The following is a 20,106-nucleotide window of genomic DNA, read 5'->3' on the forward strand; positions in this document are numbered from 1 at the left end:
TTGGGCAGTTTTCACATCTAACAGGGTGCAACTTGTAGTATCTGGCTATGACTATAAAAGTGGCCATCAATGGATATGGGAATTTAGGACGCGCGGTTGAAAGAGCAGTTAATGCCGCTGAAGATATGCAGGCAGTCGCGGTATTTACTCGCCGGGATCCTAAAGATTTAGAAACTGCCGGAACCCCGGTTTATTCTGTCTCGCAGATGGCAGATTTTTCCGGAAAAGTTGATGCGTGTATTTGTTGTGGAGGCAGCGCCACCGATTTACGTACCCAAGGACCGGCAGCGGTTAAATACTTTAACACTGTTGATTCTTTTGATACTCACTCCGATATTCCCGCCTATTTCGCAGATATGGATACTGCCGCGAAAAAGGCGGGACATTCTGCCCTGATTTCTACCGGTTGGGATCCGGGGCTGTTCTCGATTGCCAGGGTAGTAAGCGAATCGGTACTCCCGAATGGCTATACCCAAACTTTCTGGGGACGCGGGGTATCTCAGGGACACTCGGACGCGATTCGCCGGATTGAAGGTGTCGAGGGCGCAGTGCAATACACTATCCCCAACGAAGCGGCAATCAAAGCGGTAGAAAGCGGAGAGAACCCCCAGCTGACCACGGCAGATAAACACTCGCGCCTATGCTATGTGGTTGCCGCCGAGGGCGCAGATAAAGAACGGATTGCCCGAGAAATTAAAGAAATGCCGAAGTATTTCGCAGACTATGAAACCACCGTGAACTTTATTTCTGCCCAGGAACTGGCGGATGATCACGCCGGGATGCCCCATGGCGGGGAAGTGATCCGGGTAGGGCATACCCGCGAGGAGGTTAAACACTTGGCTCGCTTCCAGCTGCAACTGGACTCTAACCCGGATTTCACCGGGTCTATGGTGACCGCCAGCGCTCGCGCCCTAGTTCGCCTACACCAGCATGGACATCGCGGAGCCGCCAGCGTCCTCGATCTTCCTCCCGCTTGGTATTCCCCGTCCTCCCCTGAGGAATTGCGAGCCCAATTGCTTTAAATCTGGGCAGCAAATTATTGGTAGTCATTTGTGGGCAGCACTACTAAGTGCTGCCCACAGCGATGCCACACCGCTTCCGCTGCGGGCAGGAGCCGGCTACTAGTTTTGGGTTAACTGGCGACGGCGATTTTCTAAGCTCATTAATTCGGTAAAAATCTGTTGATAGCGCTCATCTTGCGGATCACAGCGTTGCAGCTGCGCCTTAGTATCGGCAATTTGACGGGCAAGATCACCGCGAATCATCGCCCCCCACACTCCGCGGGCATAGTCATTTAGGCGCGCTGGTTCATCTTGAGGAAGGGGCGAAACCACCAGCGCCGACACCAATCTTTTTAGTTGCGCAGAGACACTCGATCCTACAACTTCCACCCACCGTTTATTTGCTAGCAAGATCGCCCGCTGCCCTTTGCGCCCCAATTCGTCCTCGGCTCCTCGCCAAAGCTCCGCATATTGGTCTAATCCGCCCAGGGAAGAAACCGCCGCGAAAAGGGCGCTAAACATGGGTACCCGAAAAGCAGCCGGAGACACCGTTTCCACCCCGAGCCCAAATAGGCTGGCTGGCAACTGTAATAAGCACTCCAGAGCTTGTCTTTCCAGACTGGCAACTGGATCGGAACTGTCCGGCAAGCTAATCGCCCCAGGCACACCGGGCGTGGCAGAGTTACCGCCTTGTCCAGATCCGACGGCTCCGCTGGCCCCATAGGGGCTGGCTGCCATACTATTTCTTGCACCTGACGTGCTGGTAGTTTGCCTCCGAGAAGCATTATGCACTATCTGGCGCACCTCATTCTCTGGCATCCCCACCCACCCAGCTAGGCGGCGAGTATATTCCGAACGCAATGCTACATCCCGGATCCGTCCCACTATCGGGGCTGCCGCTCGTAAACCTGCCACTCGCCCTTCAGAAGTATCCAAGTTATGGGCTTTCAAAGTGGTGCGCAAAACAAACTCAAAAAGGGGGCGGCGCGAATCCACCAGAGCCCGTACCGCACTGGCTCCCTGTGCTTGCCACAAATCACAAGGATCTTTCCCCGAAGGCTCGATAGCCACGAAAGTTTGCGAAGCGAAAGCCTGGTCTTCCCCAAACGCATGCAGAGCCGCTTTTTGCCCGGCCTGATCACCATCGAAAGTAAAAATAACTTCCCCGCCGCGTGCCTTGCCCGAAGATAGCAACACCCCGGCTGCCGGATCAGCGTTATCCCCTAGCAGGCGGCGCACAATCTGCACATGATCAGAGCTAAAAGCAGTACCGCAGGTCGCAACCGCGCATTCGACTCCCGCCAGGTGCGCAGCCATCACATCGGTGTAGCCTTCCACCACCACGATACGGCGCTGCTTGCTGATCGCTTTCTTTGCTCTATCGATCCCGTACAGCACTTTCGATTTCTTATAGACCGCAGTTTCGGGAGTATTCAGATATTTCGGTCCTTTATCGTCCTCACCTAACCGACGCGCCCCAAAACCTACTACTTCCCCCGTCAGATTCGAGATGGGCCAGATTAACCGTCCTCGAAAACGATCATAGGGGCCGCGCTGCCCGGCAGAAAACAGCCCCGATGCCGCCAACTCTGGCTCAGTGAATCCCCGTTTACGCAAAAATGATAGCAGCGCATCCCAGGAGGCAGGAGCATATCCCAATGAGAACTTGGCCGCTATGTCGGCATCGAAACCGCGGGCGCTCAAAAACTGTTGTGCCCCTACCGCTTCTTTACTACCCAGTTGGGAACGAAAAAACTGGGCGGCGTTGCGATTGGCTTCCAATATCCGCGAGCGCGACACCCGGTTAGGATCCTTCTTTTCTGCAGCCCCGGTATTTTCGTAATGCAAGGTGACACCGGTTTTATCGGCTAGGTATTGCACCGCTTCGGTAAAAGAAAGGTGATGAACATTTTCAACAAACTTAATCACATCCCCACCTTCACCGCATCCAAAGCAGTAATAGTACCCCTGCGCGGGGCGCACATGAAAGGAAGGGGTGCGTTCATCATGGAAAGGACAAAGCCCTTTTAGGGCGCCGACCCCGGCGGGACGCAATGCTACCTGTTCGCCCACGATTTCATCAATGCGGGCACGCTCACGCACCTGATCGATATCTTCGCGTCGAATTAACCCAGCCATGTCTTAATCATAGGCGAGGGCGGAGCGGACAGGATACGGGTTCCGAATCTTACAGAGAGCGGAACATGCCACACAGGCGGGCATGCCACTGGTTAGCAGTAGTGTCGGTCAAAGAAGCGATTTGATCGACTAGGGCTCGCAACCGGCCGTCATCTCCCGAGGCTTCCCGCCAAGTAGTCCGGTGTGGTTCTTCCATCTCCTCCGGACGTTCCCAGAGGGCGTCAGCAAGTTCATAGATAGTGGTGCGTTGCGCTAGATAAATAGGTTCAGTTTCTCGCGGCGCCATCATATAGGCGGCAGCTATCCCCTTCAAAAGCTTAATTTCGGCGAGGGTCGCATCGGGAATAACTAAATCTGCATCATAGCGGCGCAAGGGACCGGTTCCTGCCGCTTGCAAAGTAGCGGCCGAAACCGCAGAACAGAAACGCCCTATCAATTGGGAAGTCATATTCTTTAGCCGCGCCATATCCCGATAGGAACCGTCGAAACTAGCTAGCCACTGGGGCAGGGAGCGAATCCGTTTCCAGGCGTCTTGAAGTTCATCGCCCGGGGCGTCCCCGTACCAGTTAACTGTAGTTTCATACACCAAATCTAAAGACTTGCTTTCCCCCAAGGTGGCCGGATCTAGCTCTCCGGTTTGGATAGCGTCTTCCACATCATGCACCGAATAGGCAATATCGTCAGAAATATCCATGATCTGTGCTTCGAGACAGCGCTGATGCGGAGGAGAAAACTTGCGCATCCAATTGAAGATCGGGGCATCTTCGCGGTAGCAATTGTATTTCTTGCGTGAATACTCGCTGTTCGCCCCCTGTCCTTTTAGCCAAGGATATTTACAAACCGCATCTAAAGTGGCACGGGTCAGATTAAGTCCCAGAGGGCGCCCCCCGGCGCTCAAAACTTTAGGTTCTAGGCGAGTCAGTAGGCGGAAAGTTTGGGCATTGCCTTCAAAACCGCCAATATCGTGGGCAACCTCGTCGAGTGCTCGCTCCCCATTATGCCCAAAAGGTGGATGCCCCAGATCATGGGCTTGGCAAGCAGCATCTACAATATCGGGGTCACATCCCATTTCCTGCGCGATTGACCTGCCTACCTGGGAAACCTCTATCGAATGGGTCAGGCGGGTACGAATAAAAGAATCGGTGGCCGGCCCGAGCACCTGGGTTTTTGCCCCCAGACGCCGCAGTGCCGAAGAATACATTATCCGGGCGCGATCTCGGGCAAATTCGGTGCGATGCGATGATTTTGGTGGCTCCTCCTGACAGCGTTCGCGGTCACGGGGAGAATAGGGCGCGGTTTTCATATATTTCACTCTAGCCTGTGCGCAAGTATTTCCGTTTAATATCCGCCCTGATCTAGAGAAGTATCGAGCTTGGCGGCCTCAAGGACGCGGGCAGCCGCCGCATCTACCTCTCGGGTAGCTAACCACCCCTCGGGCAAATGAGTTTTGCGGGGGTTGCCCCGCCGCCCGCGTTTACCTTCTGCCGCTGGGGGGAAAGGTAAGGCTGGATCCAGGGTAGAAAACAGTTCCTCTAGCTCTTGCAGACTATTAGCACTGGTGAGGGCGCGGCGAAAGCCTCCTCCGACAGCGAAGCCTCTAAAATACCAACCCAAGTGTTTGCGCATATCCCGCAGGGCGCGTTCTTGGTTTCCCATCCACGAACTAAGCATCTGCGTGTGGCGCAGCGCCATTTCACATACCTGTCCCAGGTTAGGGAGAGCGCGATTAGCCGAGCCGTTAAGCGCGCTGGCCAGGTCATAGAATAGCCACGGCCTCCCCTGGCAACCGCGCCCAATCTCTACCCCCGCACAATCGGTTTGTGCCAGCATTGCCAGGGCGTCCTCGGCAGAAAAAATATCGCCGTTACCCCAAACCGGGATTTCTAAATCCTGTCTCAGCCGGGCAATAGCCGCCCAATTAGCACTGCCCGAATAGTATTGATTGGCGCTGCGACCATGCAGCACCACGGCACTCGCCCCCATTTTTTGTGCCAGTTTGCCGGCTTCCCGATAGGTTTCGTGTTCAGTGTCGATCCCGATACGAATCTTGGCAGTCACCGGCACGGGAGTATCGCGCCAAGAATCTTTCTCGCCGTCCCTAGCCCCAGCAGCCACTGCCGCCACTATCTGCCCAAAACGCTCTATTTTCCAAGGCAAAGCTGCCCCGGCACCCTTGCGGGTCACTTTGGGCACCGGACAACCAAAGTTAATATCCAAGTGATCAGCCAGGCCTTCGCGCACCAAAATTCGGGCGCCTTGATACATAGTTTCCGGGTCTACTCCGTGCAGCTGGACGGAACGAAAGGTCTCTTCCGGGTCTGGTTTAATTAAATCCAGAGTGCGAGAATTGCCTTCCACCAGGGCGCGGGCAGTAATCATTTCACAAACATAGAGCCCGCTGGCCGTCCCACTCGTGGAGGTAATTCCTAAGTCCTTTAACGCCTGAACGGCCTGTTCACGACATAGGCGACGAAAGGGAGCATTAGTTACCCCCGCCATCGGCGCCAGGGCGATGGGGGTGCCAACCGTTACTTCCCCTAGTTTAGTTGACATCCCGACCGCCTCCTTTAAGCGTGGTTATTATCGCATCCTCCCCTACTAGATGCGCAGCTGGATGCTCATCTAATTTTAAATCTTCCCCGGAAGAGGAGTGAGAACCCCGGGGCGAGGAGGACGCCCGCACAAATTTTACGAGGAAGGTTCCCACCAAGGTAGTCACGGGAATCGCCAACACTAATCCGATCGAGGCCACCAGGGTTCGCACGATTTCCTCCGCAATCTGGGAAACTGTGAGCAGCTCTAAGAAGGGACGCTGCGATAACATTGCCAAAATCAAAGTTGGTAGCGCCGTGCCCACATAGGCGAAAGCCAGGGTATAAACCGTAGACGCAATATGGTCACGCCCAATCCGCATCGCCCGTGAAAACAGTTTTCTTCGCGGCATTTGTGGATCAGCTTCATCAAGTTCCCAGACGGCGGAAGCCTGAGTAATGGTCACATCATTTAAAGCCCCCAAACCGGCCACCACTATCCCGCAAATAAATAACGAGGGCAGCGCCAGGGCAGGTAGCTGGGTACCCAAAATCAAGGCATCCTCGTCACTAGCTCCACTTAGCCCGGCTGCCCGAGTGCCAACATAGGCGAGCAACACCGTCACCATCAGCCCTAAAAGCGTTCCCACAAGCGCGGTAGTCGTGCGGATAGTTATCCCGTGCGCCAAGTAAACCGAGAGAAACATGATGGCACCTACCCCCGCTAAGGTCACCAACATGGGCGGTTTTCCCGCCATTAGAGCTGGGAGGATAAAAAATACGATCACGACAGTGGAGGCTGCCAGCCCCAATAGCGCTAGGAAGCCCCGTCTTCCCGCCACCGCTACCACGATGATCACATAGAGCAGCCCCATGATAGCTAAGGCGTTCCCCCGTTTGATATCGGTAAACAAGAAGGGGGTACCGGTAGCCATGGCATCGGTGTCATAAATCATCCACACCGCGGTACCGACTCGAATCGCAGACTTGGATTCTTCGGGCACTCTAACAGGGACGACCTTACCCTTCCATTGCCCTTCCAGCACCTTCACGCATACCAAGGGTTGGGTTTCAGGCAATCCATTAGTGGGATCAGCTGACCCCTTCGGCATTTTCAGCCCCGCAATCAGACATTTTTCCCCGTTCAAGCCCGTCACCTGACCACTCAAACGATTAGGTGTTTGCTGAGACCAGTCCGGCTGGGTGTCCCCTAGGGGTTTCGGACTATAAAGAGCGACAATACCGATAATAATCGCTAGCAAAACTGGTACTACCAGCGCGGTTAAAATCAGTCTAGCCCGACGTAGGGCTCGCGAGTCCGGGCGAGCCCTACGCGAAGAACTTAGGTGCTGATGCAAAGGCACCCTGCCCTTAACAGCCCACCAAGCGGGTAGCTAAGTAGGAGGTTAGCTCGCTAATCTTTACCCGTTCTTGCTCCATCGAGTCCCGTTCACGCACAGTTACGCACTGGTCATCAAGGGATTGGAAGTCATAGGTGATACAGAAGGGTGTGCCAATTTCATCCTGACGGCGGTATCTCCGGCCAACCTGCCCCGCCTGGTCATACTCAACATTCCAGTTCGCCCGCAGTTCTTGGGCAATCTCTTGCGCCGGGCCGGTCAGTTCGTCTTTACGTGAAAGCGGCAGCACCGCAGCCTTAACTGGGGCGAGGCGCGGATCTAGACGCAGTACCGTCCGCTTATCGACTCCTCCCTTAGCATTGGGGGCTTCGTCCTCGTTATAGGCCTCTACCATGAAGGCCATTAACGAGCGAGTAAGTCCCGCAGACGGCTCTACCACGTAGGGTGTCCAGCGCTCACCCTTTGATTGATCAAAGTAATCCAAATTCTTACCCGAAGCCTGCTGGTGAACACCCAGGTCATAGTCGGTACGGTTAGCGATACCCTCAAGCTCACCCCACTTCGATCCCTGGAAGCCGAAGGCATACTCGATATCGACAGTGCGCTTGGAGTAATGAGAAAGCTTTTCTTGCGGATGCTCATATAAGCGCAGGTTATCTTCACTTATCCCCAAGTCCCGATACCAAGCTAGCCGTTCATCAATCCAGTACTGGTGCCACTGTTCATCGGTTCCCGGTTCTACGAAAAACTCTAGTTCCATCTGTTCGAACTCGCGGGTGCGGAAAATAAAGTTTCCGGGGGTGATTTCGTTACGGAAAGACTTCCCGATCTGCCCGATCCCGAAGGGCGGTTTCATCCGGGCAGAGGACATCACATTCGCAAAATTGATGAAAATACCTTGCGCGGTTTCCGGACGCAGGAAGTGCAATCCTTTTTCATCGTCAACTGGCCCCAGGAAAGTCTTGAGTAACCCGGAGAAGGCGCGCGGCTCGGTCCACTGTCCGCGTTTACCACAAGCCGGGCACGGCACATCCTGCATGGATACCTCATCAGCTGAGGGTAATTGATGTTTTTCCGCGTATGCTTCCTGCAGGTCATCTTCACGGTGACGGGTATGGCAGGCGGTGCATTCAATCAACGGGTCAGTAAAAGCCTTTAGATGTCCGGAGGCTTCCCAGACTTTTGGCGGCAAGATGACCGAAGAATCCAGACCGACCACGTCGGAGCGCGAGCGCACTACCCGGTTCCACCATTGCCGTTTAATATTTTCTTTCAGCTCTACCCCTAGCGGGCCGTAATCCCAGGCAGAACGGGTTCCGCCGTAGATTTCCCCACAGGGGTAAACAAAGCCACGTCGCTTTGCTAGATTGATGACACTATCCAACTTCGAGGGCGTTTCAGCCACTGTATTTCTCCTTAAGCTCAACTTGCTGCGCCAAGGCGCTACCACCCCAGATTCTACCGGGTTGCCTGCACTTTCCAGAACCCGAACGCTGGAGCGTGACTTACAACTCTAAAAGCAGGATTAACCCTCCAAAAAACCCGAAAATTTGCTTTCACCTGAAGTTTTTAGTGCGCTGGGAAAGCTTTTCGCGCCTTGGTCTTGATAACGGTTATCGTTTATATTATGAGTTATGCAAAAGAGAATGAAAAAAATAATCTGCGCCGCGGCGATTGCCGCTCTGGCACTGGGCGGATGCTCAGCGACTGCAAAAAACGGGAAAGACGGTGGCGGGAAAGTCGAGGCCGTAGCCTCCTTCTACCCCCTGGCCTACGTAACCAGCCAAGTTGGTGGAGATCTGGTGGACGTAACCAACCTGACGCCCTCGGGAGAAGCCCACGAGGTCGAGCTATCAGCGAAAGACCTCACCACCATCTCGCAAGCGGATGCGCTGATTTACCTATCGGGATTTCAAGCCGCTGTTGACGACGCGGTAAAAGAAGCAGCCCCAAAGAACACTTTGGATGTAGCCAAGGCCGCCAAGCTTAAAAAACTATCTGCCGACAAAGCAGCTGAACACGAAGCAGAACACTCCCACGAGGGCGATCACGAGGCAGAGCATGAAGCAGAACATGAACATGAGGACGAACACGAAGATGCTGGTCACGACCATCACCACCATGGTGCATTCGACCCGCACTTTTGGCTAGATCCCCAGCGGCTATCCCAAGTGGTACCGCAAGTAGTTGCCACCCTTAGCCAGGCCGACCCGGATCACGGCGATACCTTCGAAAAAAATGGAAAAGCTCTGCAAGACAAACTAGCTGACCTGGATAAAGAATATCGCTCTGGCCTAAATAAATGCGCCACCCCTACCGCTGTTACCGCTCACGAAGCCTACGGCTATCTGGCAGATCGCTACGGATTCGAGCAAGTGGGAGTAAAGGGAGTGGATCCGGAAGCCGAAACCTCACTGACTCGCCTACAGGAAGTCGCCAATATTGCCAAGGACAAGAAAGTCAACGTATTGTTTTCGGAGAGCGCACTCGGAGATAAAGACACCAAGACTTTAGCCGAGCAACTCCAGATCAAATCTGAAGTACTTGATCCCTTAGAAATACAAGTAGATAAGAACCGGGATTACCTGCAGGTAATGCACGATAACCTGGAAAAATTGAGCAAAGCGATGAAATGCCAGTAACTGAGGACCTAACTTCTCTACCTTTTAGGGCGACGGATCTATCCGTCGCCCTACAGGGCAATTTGATCCTGGAAGATATTAACTTGCAGATTACCCCCGGCACTACCGTGGCACTATGCGGGGAAAACGGCTCCGGGAAATCCACTATGGTACGCGCCGCGGTGGGACTAAATCCGGTAACCTCGGGGAATCTAGAGATTTTTGGCGCCCGAGTGGGCGATAAAAATTATGCCAAAGCCCTCGCAAAAGTAGGGTACGTTCCCCAACGCAAAAGCGCGCTCGGTACCGTTCCAGCTACTGCCCTAGAAGTCGTACGTTCTGGATTACTGCGAAAAGGACGATTAGGCCCCAAACGCTCCGACCGGGAACGGGCCCGCCAGGCGCTAGCAAAAGTGGGGTTAGCCGGATCGGAGAATAAAAAGTTTCAGTTTATGTCGGGTGGTCAGCAGCAGCGGGTTTTGATTGCGCGCGCCCTAGTGCGCGACCCAGAGTTCCTAATTATGGATGAACCTTTGGCCGGGATAGACCGGCAAAGCGCGCAAAGTCTGGCTGGCATTACCGCTGAGGCTAAATCCACTGGTAAAACCCTGTTAATCGTATTGCATGAGCACGGTTTCTTAGCTCCCTTAATCGACCGAACCATCACCTTAGAATCTGGACAGATCGCCTCCGATAACTTAACAAAGACACTAGCCCCGCTCGCGGGAGAGGAGGCGAAACAGGAATGATTACTCCCACCACCAGCATTTCTTACCCGGCTCTAACTACCCCCAGCCTGCAACTTAGTTTCGCGCCCTCCCCTAGCCATCTCGCACCCTCTGCTATCCGCGGTACTCTCGCATCCTTACCGAGGTTTGAAGCCGATTGGGCAAGTTTATTGGCTTCTCCTTTCTTTTTGCGTTCCCTAATCGTGGCCGTCCTGGTGGGATTGAGCGCCCCAATTATTGGCACCTACCTGGTGCAACGTCGGCTGTCACTACTCGGAGATGGGATCGGACACGTAGCTCTGACCGGAGTGGCGCTCGGTTGGGTAGTTGGTAATCTAACGGAAGTTGCTGGCGGGGACGCTTTAGCGATCCCGGGAGCAGTAATCGCCTCAATCGCCGGCGCGGTGATTATTGAACTAGTGCGCGCCAAAGGTGGAGCCAGCGGCGACGTCGCGATGGCCTTGCTTTTTTATGGAGGGATCGCCTCCGGGGTACTGGTGATTTCCCTGGCCGGGGGCACCACCAACCAGCTAAATTCCTATCTATTCGGCTCCATTGCCGCCGTCTCTTGGTCAGACGTTTACCTGACGATCGCCCTATCGGTGCTGATCCTAGTGTTTGGCCTGGGGATGCGCCGCGAACTTTTCTCTATCTGCAACGATGAGGAGTTCGCCTTGGCGTCGGGGATTCCGGTAAGGCTGCTGACCATCTGCTTAGCGGTAGTTAGCGCCCTGACGGTATCGACTGCCATGCGCGTAGTGGGAGTGCTGCTAGTTTCCGCGCTAATGATTGTGCCGGTAGCCATCACCCAAATTTATGCTCGCTCCTTCAGTGCCACTATGGGATGGGCAATGCTGCTGGGAGTGGTCATGTGTATTGCGGGGCTAGTCTTTTCTTACTTCACCGCCGCCGCCTCCGGATCGGCGATCGTGATGGGGCTGATAATCCTGTACGCACTGGCGGCAGCGTTGCGTCCCCTGGTATATCGCCGGCATTTACAAACCCCGCAAGAACCAGCCGACTGTGGGCATCATTAGACCGGCCGGGTCAAAGGCTGGGATCTAAACTAGTTTCCGCCATTACCGGCACCGGAGTTACTTCCAGTAAATCCGCTGCGGCCTCTAAAATATCTAAGGAATTAATTCCTTTTTGCAGCGCTTGAAAAGTCGCCACCAGCCCCGGGACATTAGGGTCAACTGCTACCAATAGACGATCTGGCCCGGCGACTTGCGGAACAATTTCCCAATCGGCTCCCGGAAGCACCTGCCGGATTACTCGGGCGATTCCGGCTAGCAAAGTGGGATTGTCCCAGCTGGGAACCCAGGTGTCTGCGGAGGCCAAAGCATTCAGCAGTGGGCGTGGCAACAGGTAGGTTTCATCTAGCAGCATCCTTCCGGGCGAATCGAGCGCGGCAATAGCGAGGGCGCGGGCGCCAACTGGTAACGGTCGTGGCAGATCTTCCCTGCCCCCTGAGGGCGCGAGTTTGTTTCCTAAACCCGCAGCTACGGCCTCATTCATAGCCTCCAGCGAGGAATAAACGGGCACCGCCGGCGCAAAGGAGGCACCTTTTAGGTGAATCTGGGGCAGCTGCCCGCTGGGGCAATCGCCCTCCGATGTGGCTGCATGGGGTAATACCGGCAAGATGACGCGCCCATCTGCCAAAGCTGCCGCTATTGCTACCAGGCGTTGCCTTAGACCGCTAAGCTTAAAAGCCGCCGCCATAGTCGTATCTATCTCGCCTTTATCGGCAGAACTACTACGGCGAGCCAAGGCACGTAAAATCGCGTTTTCTTGCTTGGCGGGCATAGATTTACTGCCGGCAGATTCTGTCTTGGGGTGGCTGGAAATCTCCAAACTAAGCTCTCCCGCTAGCAACCACCAGGGCCTGTTCTAGGGTGAACTGCCCGGAATAAAGCGCTTTGCCTACAATCGCGCCCTCAACCCCAATGCTGGTGAGCTCGCGCAAAGTACGTAAATCATCCAAGGTACTCACTCCTCCACTGGCTACCACCTTCGCGGAAGTTACCTCGCATACTTCGCGCAGCAATTGCGTATTCGGGCCGGTCAAGGTGCCATCGCGCATTACATCGGTGACTACATAGCGGGCGCAACCGGCAGCATCTAACCGGGCAATCATTTCAAAGAGATCACCGGCATCTTTAGTCCAACCATGAGTAGACAGCGTATGTCCGCGCACATCCAGCCCCACCGCAATCTGGTCACCGTATTTGGAGATAACCTGGCAAGTCCACTCGGGATTTTCAATCGCGGCGGTACCCAGATTTACCCGGCGTGCCCCCGCGTTAAGCACCCGTTCTAAGGATTCGTCATCACGAATCCCCCCTGATACTTCAACCTGCAGATTTATCTGCTCAACGAGGTCGTGCACCACTTGGGTGTTATTCCCCCTCCCAAAGGCGGCGTCTAAATCCACCAGGTGTAGCCAGCGGGCTCCGGCCTTTTCGAAAGTGCGGGCAGCTTCCAGGGGCACCCCATAGACTTTTTCACTGCCAGCTTTGCCTTGATGAAGCCGTACTGCTTGGCCAGAGACTATATCTACTGCCGGTAAAAGTTCTAGCATTGTTCTCCCTTAGAAGCTTTGTGCCCAGTTACGAAGCAGTTCCATGCCGGCGTCGCCGGATTTTTCGGGATGGAACTGAGTAGCCGAAAGCGGGCCGTTTTCAACCGCGGCGATAAAAGGGGTTCCGTGGGTGCCCCAAGAAAAAATCGGGGGTTTCATCCGCGAGGATTGCCGATAATGCCCGGAAGGATCAGCCGTTACCCCGTAGGAGTGCACGAAATAAAAGCGCTCATCGGCAATCCCGGAAAAAAGCTGCGAACCCTGCCCTACCTGGATCTTTGACCAGCCCATATGGGGCAGAATCGGGGCACGTAGTTTTTCTACTGTTCCTGGCCATTCCCCCATCCCGGCGGTGTCCTCGCCGTGCTCAAGGCCGCGTTCAAATAGTATTTGCATCCCCACACAGATTCCGAGCACCGGCCGCCCGCCTGCTAAACGCCGGTCAATCAGGGTGTCACCGCGGCGAGCATGCAGATCCTTCATCACTGCCGCAAAAGCCCCTACCCCGGGAACAAGTAGCCCATCAGCCTCCAGGCAGGTGGAAAAGTCACTGGTCAGCATAACCTTGAGCCCGACGCGTTTTAAGGCGTTAACCGCCGAGCGCACATTGCCGGAGCCATAGTCGAACACCGCTACCTGTTTAGTCACCGCCCTTGTCCTCCCGTGTACCGGGGTCTTCCCCGCGATTATTATCTTCTTGCAGTCCCCGCAATTGCCGCAGCAAAATCCCCGGTAAATCGCGCAGGCGGGGAGGGCGAATCTCGGGATAATCTTCGGGGGAAGTCCGCCCGAGTAGCAGATCTTCTACCCGCTCATCAGCGCAAGAAACCAGGGGACCTGCCGGAATAGTCCGGTCAAACTGCCCGTCATAGTACACGCGCGCTGTAATCTGCCCCTGTACCCCCGGGTCATCATCACGATCCGAACGCAAAGTAGAAACAAACAGAACCGCCCCATAGGGAGTAATTTTTGAAACCGCGAGGGCGAGTTCCTCAGCCTCTGGGCAAACTGGCCGCTCCTCCCCTAGCAGCGCCTCTAACTCATCATCGGGAGTGGGAGTCAGGCGTTTCCACACTACACACCCGGACTCAGTTTCCACGATCCGGGCATCAATCTGGTGAGCTGCCATCATCGTGGCTAGCGGTACAGCCTCTAGTAGGTTGGTCAACACTAGCGCCACATCTCCGGCCTCGGGTGGCAATGCCTCTAAATGTTGCCAGGCTTGCAAATCCTGGTCTACTTCTTCACTAAATCCATCGAGCTCTTCCCCGTTAATGCCCGATTGGGCGATTACCTGGTCGAAGTAGTCTTCTGGTTTAGCTGCGGATTCATCATCGCCCGCCAAGTTTTCCTCACGGGGTTCTTTATCGCGCGGATCCTCTGGATCGGGAAAGTTTGCGGCGTTCACAGCGCACCCTTAGTGGAAGGAATCCCGTTAACCCGAGGATCGGTTTCTACCGCGCCCCGCAGTGCCCGCGCTACTGCTTTGAACTGTGCCTCTACAATATGGTGCGGGTCGCGCCCAGCAAGTACCTCCACATGCAGACAGATCCCGGCATTATAGGCAAAAGACTCCCACACATGGCGGGTCATCGAACCGGTGAAATGTCCGCCAATAAGGTGATATTCCTGGCCAGCTGGCTCTCCGCGGTGCACACAGTAGGGGCGTCCTGCCACGTCAACCACTGCCCGCGCTAGCGCTTCATCAAGCGGTACGGTGGCATCGGCGAAACGGCGGATCCCCGCTTTATCCCCCAGAGCCTCGCGCAGCGCTGTTCCCAGGCAGATAGCGGTATCTTCTACCGTGTGATGCACATCCACCTCAATATCGCCGCGAGCAGTAATATTCATATCGATCAAGGAATGCTTGGAAAGCGCGGTAAGCATATGGTCATAGAAAGGCACGCCGGTACTAATCTGACTTTTTCCAGTGCCATCTAGATTGATTTCTACCGTGATCTCTGATTCCGCGGTTTTCCGGGTGACTTTCCCGCTGCGGCTCATTTGGTTACCTCCTCGAATGCTTCACGAAATGCTTGATCTTCTGCGGCGGTGCCAATACTTACCCGCAAGAATCCTTCCGGACCTACCTCGCGAATCAACACCCCGCGCTCCAATAAATCACTGAACACTTGATGTCGATCCGGGAAGGGGCCAAAAAGCACAAAGTTAGCCTGGGTTTTAGGAACGGTGTAGCCTTTCGCCCCCAACCATGACGCCAAGTTATCGCGGCGCTCACGCAACTGCGCTAACTGTAGGAGCTGTTCTTCGGCATGCCCCAAGGCCGCGATTGCTGCCGCCTGGGTGAGCGCAGACAGGTGATAGGGCAAACGCACCCGCATAATATCCGCGATTACTTCCTTTGCCGCCACCAGGTATCCCAGGCGCAGTCCCGCCATCCCGAAAGACTTCGACATAGTGCGCGATACCACCAGGTGCGGGAATTTCTTTAAGAGGGCGAGGGCGCTGGGCTGATCGGGATCCCGGAACTCCCCGTAGGCCTCGTCAATTACCACCACCGTAGCAGTGGGATTGCCGGAAATCACCGGCCCGGTTTCTTTCGCTTGCTGCAAAATCTGCACTAGTTCAGCTTGGCTGCTGGCAGTACCGGTCGGATTATTGGGATTCGCCAACAGTAGCACGCTAGGCCGTACTTCCTGCAGTGCCTGGAGCAGGGCATCAACATCAATATTCCAGTCACTTTGTCGGGGAACCGTCACATATTTCGAGTGCGCGCCCCGCACGTATTCCGGATACATCGAGTAGGAATATTCGGTTCCTAACACCGTACGTCCTGGCCCCGCATAGGCTCCCAGCAGCTGCGACATCACTTCATTAGAGCCATTAGCTGCCCAGATTTGCTCCACCGGAAAGTCTAGTCCCGATTCACGCTTTACATAACCGCCGAGAGCCTCCCGCAGAGCGGTGAAATCTCGATCGGGGTAACGGTTTAGCCCCGCCGCCGCTTCGCTAACCGCGCGAGAAATATCGGCAATCATCTCTGAACTGGGAGGATAGGGATTTTCATTTACGTTTAACCGGGCAGCCACATCCAATTGCGGTGCCCCGTACGGGGTGACCTGCGTAAGTTCTTCCCGCAGTGGCAGCATGGGAGGCTGTTCCATAAATAATCGTTCCTTTCTGGCTCCCATTCTAAAGGCAATACCCAGATAATGCTTTGCCCTCGCCGATTAGCTGATTTCGTTTTCTAAGGACGAAACCGGACAAAAACGGCGAGGGCAAAACACGTAGCTATTTAGTCAGAAGCCGAAATCATGGTTTCGGCGGTGGCCATCGCTTTACCTTTTTCGTTACCCAGCGAGCCACCTGCCAGCTTATTCACCACTATGGCGATCGCGCCATCCCCGGTCACGTTAGTGGCAGTACCGATCGAGTCAATTGCCACATACAACGCAACCATCAGCGAATACAGTTCAGGAGAAAATCCCAGGAAGCCCATTAAAACGCCTTGCGCAGCCGCGATTGCGCCGCCGGGAACCCCCGGTGCCGCCACCATAGTAATCCCCAGGATAATGATGGCCATCGCCATTTTTCCAAAGGAAATAGGCTGCCCGGTCATCTGCATAACTGCCAGAGCAAAAGCAGTGATCTTAACTGTGGAACCACCCAGGTGGATGGTGGCACACAGCGGAATCGTGAAACCAGCGATTTCTTCAGAAACTCCGTTGTTGCGCGCACACTGATAGGTCACTGGAATGGTAGCCGCTGAAGAAGCAGTCCCCAGCGCGGTGAAGTAGGCTTTTGCCATCCGGCCAAGCGCGGTGAAGGGGTTAATCTTCGCAATCGCGCCGGCCACGGTGTATTGCAGCAGCAATAGCACCACAGTCAGGATCACCGACACCAAAATCACTTTGATCATCACTTTGATGACCAACGCAATCTGCCCCGAGTAGGACATGTTCAGGAAGGTACCGAAGATAAATAGCGGTAGCAGCGGAACAATCGCCCGTTTAATCAGCAACATGGTGATATCCCGGAACTCCGCGTAGGCGCGATGCAAAGTTGGGGTGTTCAGAGCCGCCATGCAAATCCCCAAGATAAAAGCCAAAATCAACGCACCGGTAACGTCTAGCACCGGGTTGATATTGAGGTTATCTCCCAGCAGGGAGGCCACCGCATTCTTGGGTTCTTTTAGTTCAGGAGCCGATTCGGTCAGGATCCGCGGGAACACCACCGATGCAATCCCGTAGGTACCGAACCCCGCGAAAAGAGTTGAGCCGTAGGCGATCGCGACTGTGGCCAATAGCCATTTACCGGCTCCCCGCCCTAGGTCTGCTAGAGCCGGCCCCACCAGCCCCAAAATGATCAAAGGAATACAAAAACTTAAGAATTTACCGAAAATATCGTTGAAAGTGGCGAAAGGAGAAATAAATCCTTTAGGAAGTCCCGGGATCATACCGATCAAAGCCCCGGCCACGATCGCCACCAACACCCAAAACAGCAGTTGTTTAAACACGCTGGGGATACGTTCTTTTGTGTCAGCCATACTTATTCCTATCTTTTCTTAACTAAATCGGCAGTTAACAGCTTCTTCGTGTGCCGGAAGATCTTCGGCGTCCGCAAAGGCAGTTAAGGGACGCGCCATTTTTTCTAGAGCCCCACGCTGATATTCAATTTGTTGCACCGGTTTGAGATACGCCATCACTGACAACCCACCCTCATAACGGGCAGTACCTCCTGTGGGGAGTACGTGATTGGAGCCTGCCAGGTAGTCTCCGAGGGGAACCGGGGTGTGGGGACCGACAAAAATCGCGCCAGCATTACGAATCTGTTCCGCTACCACCTGTGCTTCTACGGTATGAATCTCTAGATGTTCAGGCGCATAGGCATTGACGGCCGCAATCGCGCTATCGATGTCAGCTACCAGTACGATTCCCGATTGGGGTCCACTTAAAGCTTCGCAAACCCGCTGCGAATGTTTAGTCCGCTGCGCTGCCGGAACAATCTCTTTTTCTACGGCACTAGCCAGCTGGGGCGAGTCGGTAAAAAGTACCGAGGCCGCATTGGGGTCGTGCTCGGCCTGCGAAATCATATCTGCGGCCACCAGGGTGGGATTAGCGCTCTTATCTGCGATAATCCCGATTTCCGTGGGGCCGGCTTCGGCATCTATTCCGCAAACTGCGCGCACTAGTCGTTTAGCAGCCGCCACATAAATATTCCCCGGCCCGGTAATCACATCTACTGGCTTGCAAAGCGGATCGGGATCTACGCCCTCTTCCCCGCTAGCCCCATAGGCAAACATTGCGATCGCTTGCGCCCCGCCAACCGCGTAAACCTCTTTAACCCCGAGCAGCTGGCAGGCAGCCAAAATCGTGGGATGAACCTTGCCCCCGAAACAAGTTTGCGGCGGGGAGGCTACTGCTATCTGGCTCACGCCAGCTTCCTGGGCGGTTACCACGTTCATGATTACCGAGGACGGATAGACGGCTAACCCGCCAGGAACGTAAAGACCTACCCGCTCAACTGGGATCCACCGCTGCCTAACGATCCCTCCGGGCATTATCTCGGTTACTCGCTCACTGGGAACCTGAGCGCGATGTCCGGCGCGATTGTGGGCGATAGAAATATCCATCGCTTCGCGTACGGCAGGATCTAGCTGCTCCAATGCTTGGGCGAGCTCCTCTACTGGTACCCGCAGATTCTTTGGCCTAACCCCATCGAACTGTTCCGAAAGATCCCTCAGAGCAGCGGCGCCGCGCGTTTTCACAGCCTGCATAACGGGACGAATCTTTTCTGCCGCGTCCTCAATATTCATTTGGGCGCGAGGTAGCGCCTGCCGCAGTTCCATCCCGGTAGGCATGGTAGTGCGGAAATCAGTAATTGACAGCATGGGGATATGTTAGTTGGTTGATAGCGACAGATCGCAGACTAGTCCAGTAAATAGAACCTATTGACTTATATAGTGAAACTACTTTTGGTGCTTCTTCTGTAAGTTCCGCATTACCCAATCCCGGAAACCGCGATAGGTCAAGTAAAGGAGTACCGCACTTACCAGCCATAACACCCAGGGATACCAGCCAGGAATCGGGGACACCAGATATAGGGAAGCCGCTACCACGATCAGCCCAGCTAAGAAGCCACAAACCACTCCCAGCAGGGTGCTGGTAAGGAAAGTGTTCGACTTTTCTTGGGCATCTCCTTGATACCAAGTCACCAAAATCAGGGCGATCACCATCGCGATCAGGGAACCTATCCGCAGCCACATTGACATTCCAAAACCGTTGAAAACCATAACTCCGGCCAAGGACAAGGCCATCAAGGCATCTAACCACCACGGTGTCAAGGCCTGTTGACGCAAAGATTGCTGGATCTCCGCAGCAGACGTCCGGGAATCATCTTTCGCACTTACGCTTTCCGCACTGGTTTTAGCAGGTACGGCGTTCTCATTCGCGGACGCGGGAAGCGGATTCTCACTGGCAGTATCCGGAACCAGGGGCTCTTCAGAAAGGTGAGTTGTTTGCGCCTGCATAGGGGCTGCCGCCTGCGGGAACTGCTGATTACATTGGGGAACCTCTGGTGCCTTAGGTGCGGTTGGAGCCGGGAAAGCCGGTTGCGGCTCGGATCCAACCGGCTGGCCGACCGGTTGTGCTTGCTCAGACCGTAGAAAAGGCCAGTTTGCTCCGCTTTGCTGGTCTCCTTGCGGGAATCCGTGCGGTTCGGGGTTGCTCATCTAGCTCCTCCAACGTGCGTCAATAAAGCCATACTGCTAACAGTTTAGTATCATTTATCGCGTGGCAGATAATAACAGCGTGTCTTTACCGACGATTCCAGTGCGAGGAACCATCAAGTTAGGACAGTTCCTGAAGCTAGCGAACCTGGTAGAGGACGGTGCCGAGGCACGCGTGCTCATCCAAGCCGGTGAGGTTACGGTCAATGGTGAGGTAGAAACCCGGCGCGGCAGCGCCCTCTCCCCCGGCGATATCGTGCAGATCAACCTCCCTAATGGCACTACCGGAGCCCAAGTCTCCCGTTAATTCCCTCGCAAATGACGGGTTGCGGCTGGTAAAAGCGCTCGGCTAAGCGCGGGGGAGAAGTTTTTCCTCCTGCCCAAAAATTTGGAAAACGTGGCGGCGTTTTCCAAATTTTGCGCCCACCTAGCCTGCTCGGATAAAACTTCTCCCCC

The 20,106-nt window shown here is 54.8% G+C and carries 19 protein-coding genes; 5 read left to right on the plus strand and 14 right to left on the minus strand.

Annotated elements, in window-relative coordinates:
• Nucleotides 1–47: 47 nt before the first annotated feature.
• Nucleotides 48–1,022, plus strand: a complete 975-nt coding sequence (locus E6072_RS04020) for a diaminopimelate dehydrogenase (protein WP_316693907.1) — start codon at nucleotides 48–50, stop codon at nucleotides 1,020–1,022.
• Between the two features lie 99 nt (nucleotides 1,023–1,121).
• On the opposite strand, the gene dnaG is transcribed toward E6072_RS04020, so the two are convergent.
• The 5 genes from dnaG to E6072_RS04045 form a co-directional block, all read right to left on the minus strand.
• The gene (dnaG, locus tag E6072_RS04025; protein ID WP_316693909.1) at nucleotides 1,122–3,140 is read right to left on the minus strand and encodes a DNA primase; all 2,019 of its coding nucleotides are present in this window, start codon (nucleotides 3,138–3,140) and stop codon (nucleotides 1,122–1,124) included.
• A gap of 49 nt (nucleotides 3,141–3,189) precedes the next feature.
• The gene (locus E6072_RS04030; protein WP_316693910.1) at nucleotides 3,190–4,443 is read right to left on the minus strand and encodes a deoxyguanosinetriphosphate triphosphohydrolase; all 1,254 of its coding nucleotides are present in this window, start codon (nucleotides 4,441–4,443) and stop codon (nucleotides 3,190–3,192) included.
• A gap of 35 nt (nucleotides 4,444–4,478) precedes the next feature.
• Nucleotides 4,479–5,693, minus strand: coding sequence for a tRNA dihydrouridine synthase DusB (gene dusB / locus E6072_RS04035; RefSeq protein ID WP_316693911.1), 1,215 nt, complete (start codon nucleotides 5,691–5,693; stop codon nucleotides 4,479–4,481).
• Complete coding sequence (locus E6072_RS04040; protein WP_316693913.1) at nucleotides 5,683–6,819, minus strand: YibE/F family protein; 1,137 nt, start codon at nucleotides 6,817–6,819, stop codon at nucleotides 5,683–5,685. The genes dusB and E6072_RS04040 overlap by 11 nt, the downstream gene beginning before the upstream one ends.
• Nucleotides 6,820–7,042: 223 nt before the next feature.
• Nucleotides 7,043–8,437 (minus strand): glycine--tRNA ligase, encoded by a 1,395-nt coding sequence (locus tag E6072_RS04045; RefSeq protein WP_316693914.1) that lies wholly within the window; start codon nucleotides 8,435–8,437, stop codon nucleotides 7,043–7,045.
• Between the two features lie 241 nt (nucleotides 8,438–8,678).
• Between E6072_RS04045 and E6072_RS04050 the strand changes: the two genes are divergently transcribed.
• Genes E6072_RS04050 through E6072_RS04060 form a run of 3 tightly spaced genes read left to right on the plus strand, consistent with a single transcriptional unit; the run spans nucleotide 8,679 to nucleotide 11,418 of the window.
• Nucleotides 8,679–9,674, plus strand: a complete 996-nt coding sequence (locus E6072_RS04050; protein WP_316693916.1) for a metal ABC transporter substrate-binding protein — start codon at nucleotides 8,679–8,681, stop codon at nucleotides 9,672–9,674.
• Nucleotides 9,665–10,402 carry an ATP-binding cassette domain-containing protein gene (locus E6072_RS04055; RefSeq protein WP_316693918.1) on the plus strand — a complete coding sequence of 246 codons (738 nt, stop codon included), beginning with the start codon at nucleotides 9,665–9,667 and terminating at the stop codon, nucleotides 10,400–10,402. Before E6072_RS04050 ends, E6072_RS04055 begins: the two co-directional genes overlap by 10 nt.
• Nucleotides 10,399–11,418, plus strand: a complete 1,020-nt coding sequence (locus E6072_RS04060) for a metal ABC transporter permease (RefSeq protein ID WP_316693919.1) — start codon at nucleotides 10,399–10,401, stop codon at nucleotides 11,416–11,418. The genes E6072_RS04055 and E6072_RS04060 overlap by 4 nt, the downstream gene beginning before the upstream one ends.
• A gap of 10 nt (nucleotides 11,419–11,428) precedes the next feature.
• On the opposite strand, the gene E6072_RS04065 is transcribed toward E6072_RS04060, so the two are convergent.
• The 9 genes from E6072_RS04065 to E6072_RS04105 form a co-directional block, all read right to left on the minus strand.
• Complete coding sequence (locus E6072_RS04065) at nucleotides 11,429–12,235, minus strand: hypothetical protein (RefSeq protein WP_316693920.1); 807 nt, start codon at nucleotides 12,233–12,235, stop codon at nucleotides 11,429–11,431.
• 1 nt (nucleotide 12,236) lies between these two features.
• Complete coding sequence (priA, locus tag E6072_RS04070; RefSeq protein WP_316693922.1) at nucleotides 12,237–12,962, minus strand: bifunctional 1-(5-phosphoribosyl)-5-((5-phosphoribosylamino)methylideneamino)imidazole-4-carboxamide isomerase/phosphoribosylanthranilate isomerase PriA; 726 nt, start codon at nucleotides 12,960–12,962, stop codon at nucleotides 12,237–12,239.
• Between the two features lie 9 nt (nucleotides 12,963–12,971).
• Nucleotides 12,972–13,610 carry an imidazole glycerol phosphate synthase subunit HisH gene (gene hisH / locus E6072_RS04075; RefSeq protein WP_316693924.1) on the minus strand — a complete coding sequence of 213 codons (639 nt, stop codon included), beginning with the start codon at nucleotides 13,608–13,610 and terminating at the stop codon, nucleotides 12,972–12,974.
• Nucleotides 13,603–14,370, minus strand: a complete 768-nt coding sequence (locus tag E6072_RS04080; RefSeq protein WP_316693926.1) for a hypothetical protein — start codon at nucleotides 14,368–14,370, stop codon at nucleotides 13,603–13,605. Before E6072_RS04080 ends, hisH begins: the two co-directional genes overlap by 8 nt.
• Entirely contained in the window at nucleotides 14,367–14,966 is a 600-nt protein-coding gene (gene hisB / locus E6072_RS04085) for an imidazoleglycerol-phosphate dehydratase HisB (RefSeq protein WP_316693928.1), read from the minus strand. Before hisB ends, E6072_RS04080 begins: the two co-directional genes overlap by 4 nt.
• A complete protein-coding gene (locus tag E6072_RS04090) occupies nucleotides 14,963–16,087 on the minus strand; it encodes a histidinol-phosphate transaminase (RefSeq protein WP_316693930.1) in 1,125 nt (374 codons plus the stop codon). Before E6072_RS04090 ends, hisB begins: the two co-directional genes overlap by 4 nt.
• A 131-nt stretch (nucleotides 16,088–16,218) precedes the next feature.
• Nucleotides 16,219–17,469, minus strand: coding sequence for a dicarboxylate/amino acid:cation symporter (locus tag E6072_RS04095; RefSeq protein ID WP_316693931.1), 1,251 nt, complete (start codon nucleotides 17,467–17,469; stop codon nucleotides 16,219–16,221).
• Between the two features lie 18 nt (nucleotides 17,470–17,487).
• The gene (gene hisD / locus E6072_RS04100) at nucleotides 17,488–18,813 is read right to left on the minus strand and encodes a histidinol dehydrogenase (RefSeq protein WP_316693933.1); all 1,326 of its coding nucleotides are present in this window, start codon (nucleotides 18,811–18,813) and stop codon (nucleotides 17,488–17,490) included.
• A gap of 78 nt (nucleotides 18,814–18,891) precedes the next feature.
• Nucleotides 18,892–19,653, minus strand: a complete 762-nt coding sequence (locus E6072_RS04105) for a hypothetical protein (RefSeq protein WP_316693935.1) — start codon at nucleotides 19,651–19,653, stop codon at nucleotides 18,892–18,894.
• A gap of 79 nt (nucleotides 19,654–19,732) precedes the next feature.
• Between E6072_RS04105 and E6072_RS04110 the strand changes: the two genes are divergently transcribed.
• Nucleotides 19,733–19,957, plus strand: a complete 225-nt coding sequence (locus E6072_RS04110; protein WP_316693953.1) for an RNA-binding S4 domain-containing protein — start codon at nucleotides 19,733–19,735, stop codon at nucleotides 19,955–19,957.
• Nucleotides 19,958–20,106: the final 149 nt, after the last annotated feature.

It is taken from the genome of Varibaculum cambriense (assembly GCF_032557235.1).
GTDB classification, from domain to species: Bacteria; Actinomycetota; Actinomycetes; order Actinomycetales; family Actinomycetaceae; genus Varibaculum; species Varibaculum cambriense_C.